This window comes from Streptomyces sp. NPDC111628, from assembly GCF_055635195.1.
This window is the reverse complement of the sequence record NZ_JBVKBZ010000004.1, coordinates 481,415-500,658: the sequence shown is the minus strand read 5'-3', so window position 1 is coordinate 500,658 and position 19,244 is coordinate 481,415. Positions and strand designations below refer to the sequence as shown.

Sequence of the window (19,244 nt, the reverse complement as noted above, 5' to 3'; positions counted from 1 at the left end):
TGATCGGGCGTTCCGTCATCGTTACAAGATGCGTGCCCGGCCGCCCGTAACCCCTGGTCCCACCCGTTCGGACCAGGGGTTTCGGCATCCGAACACCCGTCCTTTAGTTCGGGCTTGTCCCGGTTCGGCGATGGACGTGTAACAGCGGTTAAGGGACCGATCGGGCGCGGGAAATTGCCGGTCATGACGCACAACACCCCGCTCTCGCCCCGCCCCCGCCCGCTGCACGAACTGGCCGACGGCCGGCGCCGGCTGATGACGGCCGCCCAGCTGCGGGCGCACGGTGTCTCCGCCGCGGAGACCAACGAGCAGTGCCGCCCCGGCGGACCCTGGCAGCAACTCCTCCCGAACGTCGTCCTGCTGCACCCGGGGCCGCCGACCAGCGACGAGCGCCTGCACGCGGTGCTGCTCTACGCGGCACGGGACCGCACCTCCGGCACGGCACCCGGCGTGAGCGCCTCGGTGCCGGTCCAGCCGGGCGGGGAGCACCCGCCCGTGCCGGCCTACGCGGAGGCGATGATCACGGGCCTGGCCGCGCTGACGCTGCACGGCTTCTCCGCCGCTCCCCCGCTGTCCGCCCTGGAGCTCATCGACGTCCTGGTGCCGCGGCTGCGCCGGCTGCGCACGACGGGCTGTGCGCGCGTGGTCCGCACGACCGCGCTGCCGACCGCCGTGGAGCTGACGGGGGTCCCGGTGGCGCCGGTGGCGCGGGCCCTGGCGGACGCGGTCGCGGAGCTGACCGACCCGGGCACGGTCCGCCGGCTGCTGACGGAGGCGGTGCGCGGCGGTCACTGCGAACCGGCCGCGGTGGTACGGGAGCTGAACCGGGCGCGGCTGCTCAGCCGCCCGCACGTCGTGGACGCGGTGGATTCCCTGGTCGCCGAGGGGCGGGCGCTGGCCGAGCAGCGGCTGTACCGGATGGTGCGCGAGCACGCCCTGCCCGAGCCGGTCTGGAACGTCGACCTGCGCCTGCCCGGCGGCCCCCACCTGGGCGGCGTGGACGCCTTCTGGCCCGAGCAGGCGGTGGCGCTGGAGCTGGACGTCCGGGCGCACCGGCAGCAGGAGGACGACGCCGCCGGGGCGGAGCACGCCCGCAAGCGCGAGCACCTGGAACGGCTGGGGATCACGGTCGTGCACCTCACCCCGCGCAAGCTGCGGGAGAGCCCGGAGCACCAGGCGGCCGTCGTACGGACGGCGCTGATGGCGGCCGGGGACCGGGAACCGCCCGCGTACGTCGTGGTGCTGCCCCGGTAGGGGGCACCGGGCGGGCCGCCGGGTGACGCGAGTCGGGAGCCGCACGGCCCGGGACGGGACACGGGATTGTCCTTACCCGCCCCTTGTGTCCCCGATGGCGCATGGCGGAAGTACGCCATGGCTTCATCCCGTCCCGGACAACTCTCCCCAATCGGTGATCTCTTGAGTAAAGCTGAGCGGTCGTCCGGGATCGGATTCCGGACTGCCTCGGCCAGGGCCGGTCGGCCTTGGTCGTACCGCCCGTTCCTTCACCCCAAGGGATGCCGATGACCAACAGCCCCCAGCGCGAACCGATACCGGGCGCGAGACGCGCGGCCCGTCTGGCCGTCGCCACGGGTCTCGCCGCCGCGCTCGCCGCCGTCGGGCCCGTGCCCGTGGCCCTCGCCGCCGACGGGCCCGCGACGACCGCGCCGCCCGTCGACGCCTCCGTCAAGTCCGCCCACGACAAGCTCGGTTCCGACGACGCGGACCTGCTCGCCGAGGCGAAGGCCGACGGCGAGAAGAACGTCACGATGATGGTCGCCACCGCGCCTGGCCGGACCGAGCAGGTGGCGAAGGAGCTGGACGCGGTCTCCGGCGGCACCGTCGGCCGCACCTACGACGAGCTGGGCTACGTGCGCGCCACCGTGCCCACCGCCAAGGCGGACTCGGCCATCGCCGCCGCCGCGAAGCTCTCCTCCGTGCACGGCATCGACCTGCGCGACGAGATCCCGCTGGACGACCCGACGCCGAGCGCGGACACGGCGAAGGGCGCCTCGCACAAGGGCCGTTCCTACCCGGCGCCGAACCGCTGGACGCCCGCCGAGAACCCGTACAACCCGTCCTTCGAGACGGGCGCCGTCGACTTCGTGAAGAAGTACCCGAAGTCGGACGGCCGCGGCGTCACCATCGGCATCCTCGACTCCGGCGTCGACCTCGGCCACCCGGCGCTGCAGAAGACCACCACCGGCGAGCGCAAGATCGTCGACTGGGTCACCGCCACCGACCCGGTCGTCGACGGCGACCGCACCTGGCGCCCGATGACCACCTCGGTCTCCGGCCCCACCTTCACCTACGGCGGGCAGACCTGGACGGCGCCCGCGGGTTCCTACCAGGTCAGCAGCTTCCTGGAGTCGTACACCACCGGCGGTGACGCCGCGGGCGACGCCAACCGGGACGGCGACACCACCGACTCCTGGGGCGTCCTGTACGACGCGAAGACCGGCACGGTCCGCGTCGACCTGGACAACAACCACGACTTCTCGGACGACACCCCGATGAAGCCCTACAAGGACGGCTTCCAGGTCGGGTACTTCGGCACCGACGACCCGAAGACGGACGTGGCCGAGCGCCAGCCCTTCGTGGTCGAGATCCGCAAGGACGTCGTCTACAACTCCGCGGGCGCCAAGGCGGACTTCGTCAACATCGGCGTCATCGAGTCCGAACACGGCACGCACGTCGCCGGACTCGCCGCCGCCAACGGGCTGTTCGGCGGCCGGATGGACGGTGCCGCGCCCGGCGCGAAGATCGTCTCCTCGCGCGCGTGCACCTGGAGCGGCGGCTGCACCAACGTCGCGCTGACCGAGGGCATGATCGATCTCGTCGTCAACCGGGGCGTCGACATCGTCAACATGTCGATCGGCGGACTGCCCGCCCTCAACGACGGCAACAACGCGCGTTCCGAGCTGTACACCCGCCTCATCGACACCTACGGCGTGCAGCTGGTCATCTCCGCGGGCAACTCCGGCCCCGGCGCCAACACCATCGGGGACCCCGGTCTCGCCGACAAGGTGATCTCGGTCGGCGCGTCCATCTCCCGCGAGACCTGGGCCGCCAACTACGGCTCCGCGGTGAAGACCAAGTACCAGATGATGCCGTTCTCCTCGCGCGGCCCGCGTGAGGACGGCGGCTTCACGCCTACGCTGACCGCGCCCGGCGCCGCGGTCAACTCCATCCAGACCTGGATGCCGGGCGCCCCGGTCCCCGAGGCGGGCTACGACCTCCCCGCCGGATACGGCATGCTCCAGGGCACCTCGATGGCGTCCCCGCAGGCCGCGGGCGCCTCGGCGCTGCTGCTGTCGGCGGCGAAGCAGGCCCGCATCGACCTCACCCCGGCGAAGCTGCGCACGGCGCTGACCTCCACCGCCGACCACATCAGGGGCGTGCAGGCGTACGAGGAGGGCGCGGGTCTGATCGACATCCCCGACGCCTGGAAGTCGATCCGGCGCGGCGCGAGCGCCCACGAGTACACGGTCAAGGCGCCGGTCGACACCGCGATCGACCAGTTCCTCGAGACGCCGGGCTACGGCACCGGCCTCTACGACCGCGAGGGCGGCCTGAAGGCCGGGCAGAAGAAGACCTACGAGATCACGCTCACCCGTACCACCGGCACCGACCGGCCGATCCGGCACGAGCTGGACTTCGAGAACAACGCGGGCCACACCTTCCGGATCGTCGGCCGCGACGAGGTGAGGCTGCCGCTGAACGAGCCGGTGACCGTCAAGGTCGAGGCGCGCCCCGGCTCCGCCGGTCTCAAGAGCGCGATCCTCGAGGTGGACGACCCGCGCACCGAGGGCGTCGACCAGCAGGTCCTCACCACGGTCGTGGTCTCCGCCCCGCTGAAGTACGACTTCTCCGCGAAGAGCTCGGTGCAGCGCAACAGCACCAAGTCCTACTTCGTGACCGTCCCCGAGGGCGCGAAGGCGCTGGAGGTGGCGATCGGCGGGCTCAGGGGTGAGAGCCAGACCCGGTTCATCTCCATCCACCCGTACGGCGTCCCGTCCGACAACACCTCGACGCCGTACTGCTACAACAACTACCTCGACGGCAACGGCTGCCGCCCCGACGTGCGTGCCTACGCGGACCCGCAGCCGGGTGTCTGGGAGGTCGAGGTCGAGGCACGGCGCACCTCGCCGCTGCTCGACAACCCCTACAAGCTGGACGTCACCGTGCTCGGCGCGGACTTCGACCCGGAGGTCGTGACCGTGCCCGAGGCCAAGGCCGGCACCCCGGCCGACGCCTCCTGGACGGTGACCAACAAGTACGCCGCCCTGGAGGGCAAGCTGGTCGGCGGCCCGCTCGGCTCCTCCGAGACGTCCCGCCCGACGATCAAGCAGGGTGAGACGGCCACCTCCACGGTCGAGGTGCCCGAGGGCGCCGAGTCGCTGGACGTCGCCATCGGGGGCGTCTCCGACGCGGCCGCCGACCTGGACCTGACGGTCTACGGCGCGGACGGCGCCGTCGTCGCCCAGTCCGCCGACGGCGACTCGGAGGAGTCGGTGTCGATCGCGAAGCCGGCCGCCGGTACGTACACCGTCGAGGTCGCGGGCTACTCGGTGCCCTCGGGCAGCACGGAGTACGACTACCGGGACGTGTACTTCGCCGCCACGCTCGGCTCGGTGACGGTGGACGACTCGGCGACGGTGCAGCTCGGCACGGGCGACTCCGCGACGGTCTCCGGCAGCATCACGGCCCTGGCCGCCGCCCCCGAGGGCCGCGAGTTCTTCGGCCGCGTCCAGCTGGTCAACGCCCACGGCACGGTCGCGGGCCTGGGCAGCGTGCGGATCGGGAAGGTCGTGCCGTAGTCCGGTGCGGTACGGAGGAGGGGGCGGGCGCGCCTTTGCCGGGCGCCCGCCCCTTTCGCTTGCCCCCCGGGTGGGTCAGTCGCAGGTGAGGGTGCGGGACTCGGGGAGGGAGGCGGTGATCCAGGTGCGGGCGGTGGCGATGTTCCGGTCACCGGTGATCACCGTGTCCGCGGTGGGCCGGTCCCGCAGGGCGCCGACCAGCACCCGGTGGCCGGGGGCGAGGGTGGCGAGGCTGTCGTCCAGGACGAACGTCGTCGTCGGCCCGGTGCTCTCCCCGGGTGCGTAGGCGCGCGTCACGCGGAGTGTGATCCGGTGCCGTGCGGTGCCCGGTACCGGTTCGGCGGCGGTCACCGTGCCCTCGGCGACCAGCCGGGCGCAGGCCAGGTAGCGGGGGGTGCCGAAGACCACGGCGGCCTCCTGGCCCGCGGACGGGCTGTCCGGCCGCGCCGCGGACTTGTCGGCCGCGCTGTCGCTGGCCGCGTCCTGGGTGGCACCGGTGCCGCCCTGCACGACCAGCCAGCCCAGGCCCGTCACCACGACACCCGCGCAGGCCGCCGCGAGGACACCCAGCGCGAGGCGGAAGGGACGGCGGCGGCTCGGTGCCGGGACCTGAACGGGGGCCGGGACCGGACGCTCCGCCGGGACCGGGCGCTGCGCCGGGACGGCCTCGCCCAGGGCGTCACCGAGCAGGGCCAGCTGCTCCCGCAGCAGCGCCACGTCGGCCGTCGCCGACCGGTACTCGCCGCGGGCGTCCGGCCCCGCGTCCGGCGGCAGCGGCTCGCCCGTGATCGCGGCCATCAGCGCGTCGTACCCGTCGTCGTACCCACTGGGGTGCTGTTCGGCGGCCATCTCACACCACCTCGTCCTCGTGCAGGCGGGCGCGCAGGGCCCGGACCGCCGTGTGCAGCCTGCTCTTGACCGTGCCCTCGGGGATGCCCAGCTCCTCGGCGATGCCGCGCACCGGAAGATCGGCGTAGAAGCGCAGGACGAGGACCTGGCGCTGGGCGTCGGGCAGCTCGTCCAGGCCCTGCGCGACGGCGAGGGACAGGACGCTGGTGTCCTCGTCGCGGGGGTGCTCCGTCTGGCGCAGCGCGGCCAGGCGTTCCCCGAGCCGGTCCTGGCGGCGCCTGGCCCGGTGCCAGTCCATGGCCAGGTTGGAGGCGACGACCGCCGCCCAGGCCGACACGTCGCGCGGCGCCTCGCGGCCACTGGCCGTCCGCTCCAGCAGCCGCAGGCGGACCTGCTGCACCCCGTCCGGCAGGTCCGCCTGCGGCACCCCGCCGAGCGCGAGCACCGCCCGCACCCGGCGTTCCTGTGCCGCGTCCAGGGGGTCGTCGCGTACGTCGTCCCCCTGGCCGCGGCGGGCCCTTCTGCGCAGCAAAGCCATTCCTCCCCCGGCCACGTTTCCCTTACGACGCGCGAGGGACCCGAAACGTTCGCCCCGGCGGCCGCCTTTCGGCGCGAGGCGTACGTCACATCGTCGTGTGCGGCGGGAAGGGATGGGCAGGGGCGGACCGAGCCACCGCGTCCCAAGGTGCGGGCACACCGTGCAAAGGATTGGACAGGCGGGCTGGGCTTCGCCCCATGATGGAAAAGTCTCGGCCGAGCAAAGCGCGCGTGAAGACACGCGTACGAACGGAGAAGGAGTCACCGTGAGGGTCGGAATCGTCGGAGCCACCGGTCAGGTGGGCACGGTCATGCGCAGGATCCTCACGGAGCGCGACTTCCCGGTTACCGAGCTGCGCCTGTTCGCCTCGGCGCGCAGCGCCGGCAAGGAGCTGGACGGCGTGACGGTGGAGGACGCGGCCACCGCCGACTACTCCGGGCTGGACATCGTGCTGTTCTCGGCGGGCGGCGCCACCTCCAAGGCGCTGGCCGAAAAGGTCGCCTCGCAGGGCCCCGTCGTGATCGACAACTCCTCCGCCTGGCGCCGCGACCCCGAGGTCCCGCTCGTGGTCTCCGAGGTGAACCCGCACGCGATCGCCGACCGCCCCAAGGGCATCATCGCCAACCCGAACTGCACCACGATGGCCGCGATGCCGGTGCTGCGCCCGCTGCACGCGGAGGCGGGCCTGGAGGCGGTGGTCGTCGCCACCTACCAGGCGGTGTCCGGCTCCGGGCTGGCCGGCGTGGACGAGCTGTTCGAGCAGGTCCAGAAGGTCGGCGCGGACGCCCCCAAGCTGACCCACGACGGTTCGGCGGTCGAGTTCCCGAAGCCGGACAAGTACGTGGCGCCCATCGCGTACAACGTGCTGCCGCTGGCCGGTTCCCTCGTCGACGACGGCCTGCACGAGACGGACGAGGAGCAGAAGCTCCGCAACGAGTCCCGCAAGATCCTGGAGATCCCGGAGCTGAAGGTGTCCGGCACCTGCGTGCGCGTGCCCGTCTTCAGCGGCCACTCCCTGCAGATCAACGCCCGTTTCGCCCGCCCGATCAGCGTGGAGCGCGCCAAGGAGCTGCTGGCCGGAGCCCCCGGCGTGGCGCTCACCGAGGTGCCGACGCCGCTGGAGGCGGCCGGTCAGGACCCGTCGTACGTGGGCCGGATCCGCCAGGACGAGACCGTGGACAACGGTCTCGCCCTGTTCGTCTCCAACGACAACCTCCGCAAGGGCGCGGCCCTGAACGCGGTGCAGATCGCGGAGCTGGTGGCGGCGGAGCTGAAGGGCTGACGACCTGGGCTAGCCCCGCCTGACCTCGTAGAGGAAGCAGCCGTACTCGACGGCCCGGACGTGGACGAACGCCACGGCCGGGTCGTCGAGCGCTTCCCGGAGGGCGTAGTCGAAAGCGCCGGGGTCACCGATCAGCCGCCCGCCCAGGATGTGCCCGTCGGCGGAGTAGCGGCGCAGGGTGCGGTGCGAGTTGGTGAAGGGGAGACGGTCCGTCTCCGGCCCCGCGCACTCCTCGGCGTGGATGAAGACCGGCCCCTGCTCGTCGTAGGCGCCCGGGTCGGCGCCCGTCCGTGCCGCCCAGCGGCGCAGCGGGGCGTAGGAGACCAGCGCGATCCGATCGCCGGGGCCGCTGCGGCGCAGGCAGCAGCGCAGCGGTGCGCCGCCCTCCTCGTCGGTCGCGGGAGCGGGGGCGCGGCCCGCGTCGTCGGCGGCGCGGAGTTCCTCGAGGACGTTCGGCGGGATGGGGTGTGCGGTGTAGCCGTTCATGGGTCCAGGCTCGCGCGCGGGCGCGCCGCGCACCGGCGGGAAATGGACATCGCGTTCCGTCCCGGCCACGTGGAAGGATGGCGCAACCCACACATAACGAGGAGATGACCGCGTGCCTGGCACAAACCTGACTCGCGAAGAGGCGCGGCAGCGGGCGACGCTGCTGACCGTTGACTCGTACGAGATCGATCTCGACCTCACTGGCGCGCAGGAGGGCGGCACCTACCGGTCCGTGACCACGGTGCGCTTCGACGTCGCCGAGGGCGGCGGCGAGTCCTTCATCGACCTGGTCGCGCCGACGGTCCACGAGGTGACGCTGAACGGCGACGCCCTCGATGCCGCCGAGGTGTTCCAGGACTCCCGCATCGCCCTGCCGGGCCTGCTGCCGGGACGCAACATCCTGCGCGTGGTCGCGGACTGCGCGTACACCAACACCGGCGAGGGCCTGCACCGGTTCGTCGACCCGGTGGACGACCAGGCGTACCTGTACACCCAGTTCGAGGTGCCGGACGCGCGCCGCGTCTTCGCGAGCTTCGAGCAGCCGGACCTGAAGGCGACGTTCCAGTTCACCGTGAAGGCCCCGGAGGGCTGGACGGTCGTCTCCAACTCGCCGACGCCCGAACCGAAGGACAGCGTCTGGGAGTTCGAGCCGACCCCGCGCATCTCGTCGTACATCACGGCGCTGATCGTCGGCCCGTACCACTCGGTGCACAGCGTGTACGAGAAGGACGGCCAGTCCGTCCCGCTCGGCATCTACTGCCGTCCGTCGCTGGCCGAGCACCTCGACGCGGACGCGATCTTCGAGGTCACCCGGCAGGGCTTCGACTGGTTCCAGGAGAAGTTCGACTACCCGTACCCGTTCAAGAAGTACGACCAGCTCTTCGTGCCGGAGTTCAACGCGGGCGCGATGGAGAACGCGGGCGCGGTGACCATCCGCGACCAGTACGTCTTCCGCTCCAAGGTGACGGACGCCGCGTACGAGGTGCGCGCCGCGACGATCCTGCACGAGCTGGCGCACATGTGGTTCGGCGACCTGGTCACCATGGAGTGGTGGAACGACCTGTGGCTGAACGAGTCGTTCGCCACCTACGCCGAGGCCGCCTGCCAGGCCGACGCGCCGGGCTCGAAGTGGCCGCACTCGTGGACGACGTTCGCCAACCAGATGAAGACCTGGGCGTACCGGCAGGACCAGCTGCCGTCCACGCACCCGATCATGGCGGACATCAGCGACCTGGACGACGTGCTCGTCAACTTCGACGGCATCACGTACGCCAAGGGCGCCAGCGTCCTCAAGCAGCTCGTGGCGTACGTCGGTGAGGACGCGTTCTTCCGGGGCGTGCAGGCGTACTTCAAGCGGCACGCGTTCGGCAACACCCGCCTGTCCGACCTGCTGGGCGCGCTGGAGGAGACCTCGGGCCGCGACCTGAAGACCTGGTCGAAGGCGTGGCTGGAGACTGCCGGAATCAACGTCCTGCGCCCGGAGATCGAGACCGACGCCGACGGTGTCGTCACCTCCTTCGCCATCCGCCAGGAGGCCCCGGCACTGCCCGCCGGCGCCAAGGGCGAGCCCACGCTGCGCCCGCACCGCATCGCGATCGGCGCCTACGACCTGGACGCGGGCGGCAAGCTGGTGCGCGGCGAGCGCGTCGAGCTGGACGTGGACGGCGAGCTGACGGCCGTACCGCAGCTGGTCGGCAAGCCCCGCCCGGCGGTGCTCCTGCTCAACGACGACGACCTGTCGTACGCCAAGGTCCGCCTGGACGAGCAGTCGCTCGCCGTGGTCACCGAGCACCTGGGCGACTTCACCGAGTCCCTCCCCCGCGCCCTGTGCTGGGCGTCGGCGTGGGACATGACCCGGGACGCGGAGCTGGCCACCCGCGACTACCTGTCGCTGGTGCTGTCCGGCATCGGCAAGGAGTCCGACATCGGTGTCGTGCAGTCCCTGCACCGCCAGGTGAAGCTGGCCATCGACCAGTACGCCGCCCCGACCGCCCGCGAGGCGCTGCTCACCCGCTGGACCGAGGCGACGCTGGCCCACCTGCGGGCCGCCGAGGCGGGCAGCGACCACCAGCTGGCGTGGGCGCGGGCGTTCGCGGCGACGGCCAGGACGCCGGAGCAGCTGGACCTCCTGGACGCGCTGCTGGACGGCACGCAGACCATCGAGGGCCTGGCCGTCGACACCGAGCTGCGCTGGGCGTTCGTGCAGCGGCTCGCGGCGGTGGGCCGGTTCGGCGGTTCGGAGATCCAGAGCGAGTACGAGCGGGACAAGACGGCCGCCGGTGAGCGCCACGCGGCCACCGCGCGGGCGGCCCGCCCGACCGAGGCGGCCAAGGCGGAGGCCTGGGAGTCGGTCGTCGACTCCGACAAGCTGCCGAACGCCGTCCAGGAGGCCGTCATCGCCGGCTTCGTCCAGACCGACCAGCGCGAGCTGCTGGCGGCGTACACGGAGCGGTACTTCGAGGCGCTGAAGGACGTCTGGGCGTCCCGTTCGCACGAGATGGCCCAGCAGATCGCGGTCGGCCTGTACCCGGCGGTGCAGGTGTCCCAGGAGACCCTGGACCGCACGGACGCGTGGCTGGCCTCCGCCGAGCCGAACGCGGCCCTGCGCCGCCTGGTCTCGGAGTCCCGCTCGGGCGTCGAGCGCGCACTGAAGGCCCAGGCCGCGGACGCGACGGCCGAGTAGGCGATCGGTACGTATGAGGGGGCGCCCGGTGTCACACCGGGCGCCCCCTGCGTGTGCTTGGGGGTGTGTGTCCAGGGGCCGGTGTTCAGGGGCGCACGTCCGCCACCGCCCGCAGGGCCGTGAGCACGGTGGCGACCGCGGCGCCCTCCTCCGCCCCCTTGCGCACGGCGGCGACGACGTGCCGGACGGGGCGGTCGGCGCGCAGTTCGCGCATCGCCACTCCGTTCCGGGGCACGGCTGCCATGCGCGGGACCAGGGCGACGCCCATGCCCGCCTCGACCATGGCGAGGATGGCCGGCCAGCCGGCCGCCGCGTGGGCCTGGTGCGGCCGGAACCCGGCGGCCTCGCAGGCGCCGCGGGTGATGTCGGACCAGGGCCCGCTGGCGCCGAAGATCCACGGTTCGGCGGCGAGGTCGGCCAGCCGCAGCCGCTCCGCGCGGGCCAGCGGGTGGTCGCCGGGCAGGGCGACGTCCAGCGGGTCGGCGAGCAGCGGGACGCGGGTGAAGCGCGGGTCGACGGCGCTCGGCGCCTGCGCGGCCAGCGACAGCGCGAGGTCGACCTCCCCGGCGGCCAGCAGTTCGTACGCCTCCTGCGCCTCGGCCTCCCGCACCCGCACCGCGATCCCCGGGCGCGTGGCGCGCAGGGCGGTGACGGCCGGTACGACCAGGGCGGGCACGGCGGTGGAGAAGGCGCCGACCCTGACCTCGCCCGCCTCGCCGCGGATGTGGGCCGCCAACTCGGCGTCGGCGCGTTCCAGTTGCTCGAACACCGCCTCGGCGTGCCGCAGCACCAGCCGGGCCGCGTCCGTCAGCCGGACCCTTCTGCCGTGGGCCTGGAGCAGCTCCACGCCGAGTTGCTTGGAGAGGTTCGTCAGCTGCTGGGAGACGGCGGACGGCGTCATGTGCAGCGCCTCGGCCGTCGCGGTCACCGTGCCCCTCTCCCGCAGCGTCCGCAGGATCTGCAGCTTGCGGATGTCCCAGTCGGCCATGGCGGCAACCTACCGGGGCCCCGCGACCTACCGGCGGGCCCCCGCGCCGAGGACGACGCCACCGAGGATGAGCGCCATGCAGCCCGCCTGCGCCCAGCCGGTGGGCTCGGCGAGCAGGGCCCAGGACAGCAGGGCGACGCACACCGGCTGGAGGTAGTAGACGACGCCGGCGCGGGACGGTCCGATGAGGGAGATCGCCTTGTTCCAGGCGAAGAAGGCGACGGCGGAGGAGGCGACGCCGACGTAGAGGAGCGGCCAGACGGTGCCCGGTGTCGGGTGGAAGCCGCCCTGGACGGCGAGGCTGACACCCTGCGCGGGCAGCAGCAGGACGGTGCCGAACAGGAACGTGGTGAAGAGGAACCCCGCCCCGTCCAGCCCCGCGGGCCTGCGGCGCAGCAGCGCGCTGTACGACCCGAAGCAGCAGGCAGCGGCGATCATCCACAGGTCGCCGGCCGAGAAGGACGCGCCGTCCCCTGCGACGAGCAGCAGGACGCCCGCACAGGCGACGCCCAGCCCGGCGATCCTGCGGGCGCCGAGCCGCACCCCGCCCGCCCGTTCGTAGAGGGCCATGAGCACCGGGGACGCCGCCATGATCATGCCCATGTTGGCTGCGGGGGTGGTGACACCGGCCTGGTTGACGAGGGTGTTGTAGACGGTCACGCCGAGCAGGGAGGCGAGGATCACGAAGCCGAGGTGGCGCCGGATCAGCGCGCGCTGCCGCCAGGCCCGCCGCGCTCCGAAGGGGGCGACGACCGCAAGGGCCACCAGCCAGCGCCAGAACGCGTGCTGGACCGGCGGCACGCTGTCACCGAGGGCCCGCGAGGTGACGAAGCTGCCGGACCAGACGAGGGTGGCGAGTACGGCGAGCGCGAGACCGAGGGCGACGGGCGCCGTCGGCCGCGTCTCAGGGGTCCGTCGGGGGGCGATCGGGGTGGCGGTGCGGAAGGCGTTGCGGCGGGCGGCTGTGGCCACGGAGGTCCTTTCCTGGTCGGAGGCCTGGCGGGCCTACCGTCGCAGGACCGCACCCGTCAGGTCCATCGAATCTTTTCGACCGTTCTGTGAAGCGGAACTGAAAGGTTCGCGGGTCGCGGCGACCGGCGGCGTGTGCAGCGTGCGTGGCGCGCGCGGCGTCGTCTGGCCCGCGAGGGTCGCCGTGAACGCCAGCACCATCCCCGCCAGTTGCACCGGGCCGAGCGCCTCGCCGAGCGCCGCCCAGCCGATCACTGCGGCGGTCAGCGGCGAGAGCGGGCCGAGGAAGGTGACCTGGGTGGCGGAGAGCCGGCCGATGCCCCGGAACCAGAGCCAGTACGCGAGCGCCGTGTTGGCCAGCGCCAGGTAGAGGTAGCCGCCGATCGCCGGGCCGTCCAGGGCGGGCGGGGCACCCTCGACCAGCAGGGCGAGCGGTGCGAGGAGCAGGCCGCCCGCGGTCAGCTGCCAGCCGGTGAGGGCGAGCGGGCCGACGCCGTCGGGGCGGCCCCAGCGCCTCGCGAGCACGGTACCGGTGGACATGGAGACGGTGGAGGCGACGGCCGCCAGCACGCCGAGCGGGTCCAGTCCTCCGGCCGCCTCCAGCACCACCAGGCTGACGCCGGACGCGGCGACGACGCCGGTGAGCACGGACCGGGTGGTGGGCCGCTGCCCGAGCAGGAGGGCCGAGAGGCCGACGACGAGGAGCGGGCCGAGCGAGCCGACGACGGCGGCCATCCCGCCGGGCATCCGGTAGGCGGCGAGGAACAGCAGCGGGAAGAAGGCCCCGATGTTCAGCACGCCCAGCACCGCCGCCTTCCCCCACCAGGCGCCACGTGGCAGCACCCGGGCGAGGGCGAGCAGCAGCAGACCGGCGGGCAGCGCGCGCATCAGCCCGGTGAACAGCGGCCGGTCGGGCGGCAGGAACTCGGTGGTCACGGCGTAGGTGGTACCCCAGGAGACGGGGGCAAGGGCGGTGAGCGCGATGAGGACGGGGCGGGTGGCGGGCATGAGGGCACCCTTCGAAGGTCGAACAAGGAAGCTCGATGGGCAGTAGCTTACTTCTAAGCAAGTTTCCGTCAAGCTACTTTCTTGCGGCCGAACGGACGGCCCTCGATACTCGTGCCATGACTGAACGCCCCGAGCCGCGGCCGCAGCAGCCGTCCGAGCCGCGCAAGGACCCCGTCGACGTGATCATCGACCAGTGGGCGGCGGTGCGGCCCGACCTGGAGACGGCCGGCATGGAGGTCTTCGGCCGGGTCTTCCGGCTGGCGCGCGCGATGGGCGACCGGATGGAGAAGGCGTACGCGCGCTTCGGCATCTCGCGCGGGGAGTTCGACGCCCTGGCCACCCTGCGCCGCTCCGGCGAGCCGTACACGCTCTCGCCCCGGCAGCTGTCGGCCACGCTGATGCTGACCACCGGCGGCATGACCGGGCGGCTGGACAAGCTGGAACGGGCGGGCCTGCTGCGCCGCTCCCCCGACCCGCACGACCGCCGGGGACTGCAGGTCACCCTCACCGAGCGGGGCCTTGAGCTGATCGACGAGGCGGTCGGTGCGGGCCTGGACGTCCAGACCGAGGCGCTGGCCTCCCTCGACGCGGAACGAGCCGGCCAGCTGGCCGACCTGCTGCGGGACCTCCTCGCCGGTACCGAGAGGTAGGCGAGGAGTGGGCGAGGGGTGGGCGAGGGGAGGGTGAACGGTCCCGCGGCGGCCCGTCTCAGCCCACGTGCGCGTCGAGCGCCGCCGCGATCCGGGCCGGGTCGGCGCCTTCGGCCGCCCAGGCGACGTACCCGTCGGGCCGCACCAGCACGGTCGTACGACGCCCGCTCGCCCAGTGCGCCACGGCCAGCCGGTCCTCGCCGCCGGACGCGGCACCGTACGGCGTCGCATCCGGGTTGGCGTCCGGGTTCGGGACCGGGTACGGGGCGTGCGGGGTGATCAGCACGAAGCGTCCGCCGCGCAGCGCCTCGTACAGTCGCCCGCCGCCCGCGAGGGCCACGTCGGGCACGCGGGTTCCGGTCAGCCGGTGGGACCCGCGAGGGGCCGGGTAGCGGAACCCGACGCCGGTGATGTGACCGATCGCCCGGCGGCGGACCGGGCCCACGTGGTCGAGGACGGTGGTGAGGGCCGCCCGCAGTGCCAGCGTCCAGGGGTGCTTGGCCATGGCGAGGCGAACGATGCCGCCGCTGCTGCGCAGGACCGCTCTGCCCACGGGGTGGCGTTCGGACTGGTAGGTGTCGAGCAGTGCGGGCCCGGCGTGCCCGTGCAGGACTGCCGCCAGCTTCCAGCTCAGGTTGGCCGCGTCCTGGAGGCCGGTGTTCATGCCCTGGCCGCCGGCCGGGGTGTGCACGTGCGCGGCGTCGCCGGCGAGGAAGACGCGGCCCACGCGGTAGGCGGGCACCTGCCGTTCGTCGCTGTGGAAGCGGGACAGCCAGCGGGCGTCGTGCATCCCGAAGTCCCGGCCCAGGGCGAGGCGGGTGATCTCCTTGACCTCGTCGAGGTGGAGGGGCTCGCTGTCGGGGACGTTCCGGCCGCGGTGCCAGCCGATCACGCGGTGGTACCCGTCGCCGAACGGCGCGAGGAACGCGAAGGCGTCCCCGACCGCGTTGACGCTCAGCAGCGTCTCCGGCTGCTCGGCGAGGCGCACGTCGGCGAGGACGACGGAACGGATGGCCGACCGCCCGGGGAACGGCAGGCCGACCGCCTCGCGCACGCTGCTGTGCATGCCGTCGGCGCCCACGACGTAGGCCGCCCGCAGCGTCTGAGTCTCCCCGCCCGGGCCGCGGACCTCGACGGTCACGGTGTCCTGCGCCGGGTCCTGGCGCACCCCGGTCGTCTCGGTCTCGTGGCGGAACTCCACGCCGGCCGCCACCGCACGCCGCTCCAGCACCTTCTCGACCTCGTACTGCGGGAGGACCAGGAGGTGGCGGAAGCGGGAGGGCAGGTCGGCGAGGTCGACGGAGAGGCGGCCGAAGAGGCGCAGGCGGTCCAGGGGCCGGCCGACGGCCTCCAGGTCGTCCGCGAGGGCGCGGGCGTCGAGCTGTTCGAGGGTGCGGGCGTGCAGGACGAAAGCGCGGGAGAGATTGCTGATCCGGCGCGGGCGCTTCTCCACGAGAGTGACGGGGATGCCGGCGGCGGCAAGGTCACCGGCCAGGAGCAGACCGGTGGGGCCCGAGCCGACGACGATCACGGAGCCGGGGCGGGGGTGGGGCCGGGGGCGGGGATTCGCGTGCTGGGTGCCGTTCATCGGGGGCCTCCTTGCGATGCCAACGCTCGTTCGCCAACAGCCGTTCACCAACAACCTGTTGGCCTGCAACTGTTTGCCTACCTGTGTTTGCCTACACCTGTTTGCCTACAACCGTTTGCCAACGCTCGTTGTCACCGTAGAACCGCCCCGCGCCGGTAGTCAACACTTGTTGGCCAACGCATGTTGGCCTACGCTTGTGGGCATGTCTTCCAGACGCTCCGAGAGCACCCGCGCCGCGATCCTCGACGCGGCGCGCGAGCGCTTCGCCGCCGACGGGTACGAGCGCGCCACCATCCGTGCGATCGCCCGCGACGCGAGCATCGATCCGTCGATGGTCATGCGCTACTACGGCAACAAGGAGGGCCTGTTCGCGGCGGCCGTGACGGTCGACCTCGCGCTGCCCGATCTGGCCGAGCGCCCGCGCGAGGAGGTCGGGCGGGTCCTGGTGACCCACTTCCTCGCCAGGTGGGAGGAGGACGAGGTGCTCACGGCGTTGCTCCGGGTCGGGGTCACCAACCAGGCCGGGGCCGAGCGCATGCAGGGCATCTTCCGCGACCAGTTCCTGCCGGTCGCCCGACGCGTGTGCCCCGACCCCGAGCAGGCCCCCGCGCGGGCCGCGCTCGTCGCGACGCAGGTGCTCGGCATGGCGCTCACCCGGTACGTACTGCGCATCCCGCCGGCCGTGGCGCTCCACCGCGAGGAGGTCGTGGCCTGGCTGGCGCCCACGCTCCAGCGCTACCTGACCGCGCCGAGCCCCTGACCGCCGCCGGCCCGCCGCGGTCAAACGCCGAAGGGCGCCGCCCCCGTCGGCGTACGGCTGATGCGCGTACGTGCGGCGGGGGCGGCGCCCTCGGTGAAGCGGGTGCGGGAGGTCAGGCCTTCGCGGCGACCTTGCCCTTGGCCTTGGCCTTGGACTTCGCACCGGGAACGGACACCCGGTGGTCCGGGTGGGACCGGTCCAGGACCATGACCAGGCCCGCGATGATCGCGAACAGCGCGAGCGGGGCCAGGACGTAGAGGCCCAGCGTCTCGACGACGCTCAGGCCGGTGCCGGGGTCGTCGCCGTCGTCGCGCGTCAGCGCGAGCGCGGGGGACGACATGAGCAGCATCATCAGCGTCGTACCGGCTGCCAGGGCGCCGGCGCGCAGGGCGTTCTTCTTGTCCACGGTGCCAAGTTAGCGAACGGTCCGGGCGGCCGCGCGCCCGGGGTGCCCGTACGGGGCCCCGGGCGTCCGGCGCGGCCGTCCCGCTCAGCCGTCCCGGTCGCCGCCGCGTTCCCGTACGGCGGCGCGTACGGCATCGCGTACGACGTCGATCAGGGCGTGCAGCCGGGGCGAGGCGGCCAGGTCCTCCAGCGTCACCGGGCGGCCCTCGGCGTCGGCGACGGGCAGCCGCCAGTTCGGGTACTGGTCCGAGGTTCCGGGCAGGTTCTGCGGGCGGCGGTCGCCGACGGCGTCCGGGAGCCAGACACCGACCATGCGGGCGGGGGTGCGCAGCAGGAAGCGGTGCACGGCCTGGATCTCCGCCTCCTCGGCGGGCGTTCCGGTGTCGCCGCCCGTGCCGCGCAGCAGTCCGAGCCGGGCCAGGACGTCGAGCCACTCCGCGGTGTCGGCGGCGGCCTCGGCGCGTTCCTCCTCCAGGGGCCGGGTGAGCAGGCCCAGGCGGTCGCGGAGTTCGACGTGTTCGCCGGTGAGGCGGGCCGCGGTGGACGGCAGGTCGTGCGTGGTGGCGGTGGCCAGGCAGTCGGCGCGCCACCGCTCGGGCGGCAGGGGGCGGCCGTCGCCGGTCCAGTCCCGTTCGAACCACAGCACCGAGGTGCCCAGCACCCCGCGCTCGCGCAGCGCCTCGCGCACCCCGGGCTCCACGGTGCCCAGGTCCTCGCCGATGACGACGGCACCGGCCCGGTGGGCCTCCAGGACGAGGACGGCGAGCATGGCCTCGGCGTCGTAGTGGACGTAGGTGCCCTCGGTGGGCGGCCGGCCCTCGGGCACCCACCAGAGCCGGAACAGGCCCATGACGTGGTCGACGCGCAGCGCCCCGGCGTACCGGAACAGGCCGCGCAGCAGCTCCCGGAAGGGCGCGTACCCGGACTCGGCCAGACGGTCCGGGCGCCAGGGCGGCAGACCCCAGTCCTGGCCGCGGGAGTTGAAGGCGTCCGGCGGCGCTCCCACCGACATCCCGGCGGCGAAGTACTCCTGCTGGGCCCAGGAGTCGGCGCCGCGCGGGTGCACGCCGACGGCGAGGTCGTGGACGATCCCGACCGGCATGCCCGCCTCGCGGGCGGTGTGCTGGGCGGCGGTGAGCTGGGTGTCGGTGAGCCAGGTGAGCCGGGAGTGGAAGTCGACGCGGTCCATCAGCTCGCCGCGGGCGCGGTCGGTCGCGGCCGAGCGGGGGTCGCGCAGGCCCTCGGGCCAGCGCTGCCAGTCGGAGCCGTGGACCTCGGCGAGCGCGCACCAGGTGGCGTGGTCCTCCAGGGCGGTGCCCTGTGCGGCGAGGTAGTCGCAGTAGGCGGCGCGGCGGCCGGGTCCGAGCGGGACTTCGTGAAGCATCTCCAGGGCGTCGCGCTTCAGCTCCCACACGGCGTCCCGGTCGATGAGGGCGTCCTTCTCCAGCACACCCTCGCGCAGCCGCCCGGCCCGTTCCCGCAGGGCCCGGGCCCGCTCGGGATCGGTGACGTACGCGAACTCGGGCACGTCCTCGATCCGCAGGTGCACCGGGTCGGGGAAGCGGCGCGAGGACGGACGGTACGGGGAGGGGTCGGTGGGGGCGCCCGGCACGGCCGCGTGCAAGGGATTGACCTGCACGAATCCGGCGCCGAGGGAGCGTCCGGCCCAGGCGGCGAGTTCACCGAGGTCGCCGAGGTCGCCCATGCCCCAGGAGCGGCGGGAGAGCAGGGAGTAGAGCTGGACGAGGAGCCCGTGGGTGCGGGCGGCGGGGGTGGGCAGCCGGGCGGGCGCGACGATCAGGTGCGCCTCGGCGGTGCGCCCGTCGGGCGCGGTGGCGGTCAGCCGGTGCACACCTGGCGGAAGCCGCTCGACGACGTCGTGGCGCTCGCCCTGCTCGGTCTCGACGCGCAGCCGGGTGCCCGCGGGCAGGGCGGCCAGCGCGGCCGGGGTGCCGCCGCCGTCCCAGCGGACGACGGTGGGCGGCAGCAGCCGTTCGCGCAGCTCGGTCTCGCGGGCGGCGAGCGAGGCCCGTACGGTCCCGGGGGTGCGCGTGTCCGCGCCGAGGGCGGCCAGCGCGAGGGTGACGGCGGTGGCCGTGGCCGGGACGGTGCGGTCCGGGGAGGGGCGGTAGGAGGTGGCGACGCCGTGCAGGGCGGCGAGCCTGGTCAGATCCTCGGGAAGGTCCTCGGCGGGGGGCTCGGCCGGCTGGGCTGCGGGCAT

The 19,244-nt window shown here is 73.5% G+C and carries 15 protein-coding genes; 6 read left to right on the top strand and 9 right to left on the bottom strand.

The window, feature by feature from the left end:
- Positions 1-183 precede the first annotated feature (183 nt).
- Both ACZ7MF_RS24235 and ACZ7MF_RS24230 read left to right on the top strand, forming a co-directional pair.
- Positions 184-1,254, top strand: a complete 1,071-nt coding sequence (locus ACZ7MF_RS24235) for a hypothetical protein (RefSeq protein ID WP_471479686.1) — start codon at positions 184-186, stop codon at positions 1,252-1,254.
- 266 nt (positions 1,255-1,520) lie between these two features.
- Positions 1,521-4,817 carry a S8 family serine peptidase gene (locus ACZ7MF_RS24230; protein ID WP_471479684.1) on the top strand — a complete coding sequence of 1,099 codons (3,297 nt, stop codon included), beginning with the start codon at positions 1,521-1,523 and terminating at the stop codon, positions 4,815-4,817.
- A 75-nt stretch (positions 4,818-4,892) separates the two neighbouring features.
- Here ACZ7MF_RS24230 and ACZ7MF_RS24225 read toward each other — a convergent pair whose 3' ends face one another.
- Positions 4,893-5,666, bottom strand: coding sequence for a serine/threonine-protein kinase (locus ACZ7MF_RS24225; RefSeq protein ID WP_471479682.1), 774 nt, complete (start codon positions 5,664-5,666; stop codon positions 4,893-4,895).
- 1 nt (position 5,667) lies between these two features.
- Positions 5,668-6,204, bottom strand: coding sequence for a sigma-70 family RNA polymerase sigma factor (locus ACZ7MF_RS24220; protein ID WP_007449855.1), 537 nt, complete (start codon positions 6,202-6,204; stop codon positions 5,668-5,670).
- 265 nt (positions 6,205-6,469) lie between these two features.
- Here ACZ7MF_RS24220 and ACZ7MF_RS24215 point away from each other — a divergent pair, with 265 nt between their 5' ends.
- Positions 6,470-7,486 carry an aspartate-semialdehyde dehydrogenase gene (locus ACZ7MF_RS24215; protein WP_471479680.1) on the top strand — a complete coding sequence of 339 codons (1,017 nt, stop codon included), beginning with the start codon at positions 6,470-6,472 and terminating at the stop codon, positions 7,484-7,486.
- Positions 7,487-7,495: 9 nt separating this feature from the next.
- Here the strand turns inward: ACZ7MF_RS24215 and ACZ7MF_RS24210 are convergent, their stop codons facing one another.
- Positions 7,496-7,972 (bottom strand): DUF1203 domain-containing protein, encoded by a 477-nt coding sequence (locus ACZ7MF_RS24210; RefSeq protein ID WP_471479678.1) that lies wholly within the window; start codon positions 7,970-7,972, stop codon positions 7,496-7,498.
- Between the two features lie 112 nt (positions 7,973-8,084).
- Here ACZ7MF_RS24210 and pepN point away from each other — a divergent pair, with 112 nt between their 5' ends.
- On the top strand, positions 8,085-10,655 hold the full coding sequence (pepN, locus tag ACZ7MF_RS24205) for an aminopeptidase N (protein WP_471479676.1): 2,571 nt from the start codon (positions 8,085-8,087) through the stop codon (positions 10,653-10,655).
- Positions 10,656-10,740: 85 nt separating this feature from the next.
- Here pepN and ACZ7MF_RS24200 read toward each other — a convergent pair whose 3' ends face one another.
- Genes ACZ7MF_RS24200 through ACZ7MF_RS24190 form a run of 3 tightly spaced genes read right to left on the bottom strand, consistent with a single transcriptional unit; the run spans position 10,741 to position 13,620 of the window.
- Complete coding sequence (locus ACZ7MF_RS24200; protein ID WP_471479674.1) at positions 10,741-11,643, bottom strand: LysR family transcriptional regulator; 903 nt, start codon at positions 11,641-11,643, stop codon at positions 10,741-10,743.
- Positions 11,644-11,670: 27 nt separating this feature from the next.
- Positions 11,671-12,615: a DMT family transporter gene (locus ACZ7MF_RS24195; protein ID WP_471479672.1), complete on the bottom strand. Its 945-nt coding sequence runs from the start codon at positions 12,613-12,615 to the stop codon at positions 11,671-11,673.
- 33 nt (positions 12,616-12,648) lie between these two features.
- A complete protein-coding gene (locus tag ACZ7MF_RS24190) occupies positions 12,649-13,620 on the bottom strand; it encodes an EamA family transporter (protein WP_471479670.1) in 972 nt (323 codons plus the stop codon).
- A gap of 116 nt (positions 13,621-13,736) precedes the next feature.
- On the opposite strand from ACZ7MF_RS24190, the gene ACZ7MF_RS24185 reads away from it, so the two are divergent.
- Positions 13,737-14,270, top strand: coding sequence for a MarR family winged helix-turn-helix transcriptional regulator (locus ACZ7MF_RS24185; RefSeq protein WP_471479668.1), 534 nt, complete (start codon positions 13,737-13,739; stop codon positions 14,268-14,270).
- A 58-nt stretch (positions 14,271-14,328) separates the two neighbouring features.
- On the opposite strand, the gene ACZ7MF_RS24180 is transcribed toward ACZ7MF_RS24185, so the two are convergent.
- Positions 14,329-15,858, bottom strand: a complete 1,530-nt coding sequence (locus ACZ7MF_RS24180; protein WP_471479666.1) for an FAD-dependent monooxygenase — start codon at positions 15,856-15,858, stop codon at positions 14,329-14,331.
- 202 nt (positions 15,859-16,060) lie between these two features.
- Between ACZ7MF_RS24180 and ACZ7MF_RS24175 the strand changes: the two genes are divergently transcribed.
- Positions 16,061-16,618, top strand: coding sequence for a TetR/AcrR family transcriptional regulator (locus ACZ7MF_RS24175; protein ID WP_471479664.1), 558 nt, complete (start codon positions 16,061-16,063; stop codon positions 16,616-16,618).
- 112 nt (positions 16,619-16,730) lie between these two features.
- On the opposite strand, the gene ACZ7MF_RS24170 is transcribed toward ACZ7MF_RS24175, so the two are convergent.
- Together ACZ7MF_RS24170 and malQ are read right to left on the bottom strand one after the other, a co-directional pair.
- Positions 16,731-17,024, bottom strand: a complete 294-nt coding sequence (locus ACZ7MF_RS24170) for a hypothetical protein (protein ID WP_471479662.1) — start codon at positions 17,022-17,024, stop codon at positions 16,731-16,733.
- Between the two features lie 84 nt (positions 17,025-17,108).
- Entirely contained in the window at positions 17,109-19,244 is a 2,136-nt protein-coding gene (gene malQ, locus ACZ7MF_RS24165; RefSeq protein ID WP_471479660.1) for a 4-alpha-glucanotransferase, read from the bottom strand.

Bases quoted from the DNA above. Each gene is read 5' to 3' on its own strand.
- ACZ7MF_RS24235 (WP_471479686.1), top strand. From the start codon at position 184: ATGACGCACAACACCCCGCTCTCGCCCCGCCCCCGCCCGCTGCACGAA.
- ACZ7MF_RS24230 (WP_471479684.1), top strand. From the start codon at position 1,521: ATGACCAACAGCCCCCAGCGCGAACCGATACCGGGCGCGAGACGCGCG.
- ACZ7MF_RS24225 (WP_471479682.1), bottom strand. From the start codon at position 5,666: ATGGCCGCCGAACAGCACCCCAGTGGGTACGACGACGGGTACGACGCG.
- ACZ7MF_RS24220 (WP_007449855.1), bottom strand. From the start codon at position 6,204: ATGGCTTTGCTGCGCAGAAGGGCCCGCCGCGGCCAGGGGGACGACGTA.
- ACZ7MF_RS24210 (WP_471479678.1), bottom strand. From the start codon at position 7,972: ATGAACGGCTACACCGCACACCCCATCCCGCCGAACGTCCTCGAGGAA.
- ACZ7MF_RS24200 (WP_471479674.1), bottom strand. From the start codon at position 11,643: ATGGCCGACTGGGACATCCGCAAGCTGCAGATCCTGCGGACGCTGCGG.
- ACZ7MF_RS24190 (WP_471479670.1), bottom strand. From the start codon at position 13,620: ATGCCCGCCACCCGCCCCGTCCTCATCGCGCTCACCGCCCTTGCCCCC.
- ACZ7MF_RS24185 (WP_471479668.1), top strand. From the start codon at position 13,737: ATGACTGAACGCCCCGAGCCGCGGCCGCAGCAGCCGTCCGAGCCGCGC.
- ACZ7MF_RS24180 (WP_471479666.1), bottom strand. From the start codon at position 15,858: ATGAACGGCACCCAGCACGCGAATCCCCGCCCCCGGCCCCACCCCCGC.
- ACZ7MF_RS24175 (WP_471479664.1), top strand. From the start codon at position 16,061: ATGTCTTCCAGACGCTCCGAGAGCACCCGCGCCGCGATCCTCGACGCG.
- malQ (WP_471479660.1), bottom strand. From the start codon at position 19,244: ATGCCCGCAGCCCAGCCGGCCGAGCCCCCCGCCGAGGACCTTCCCGAG.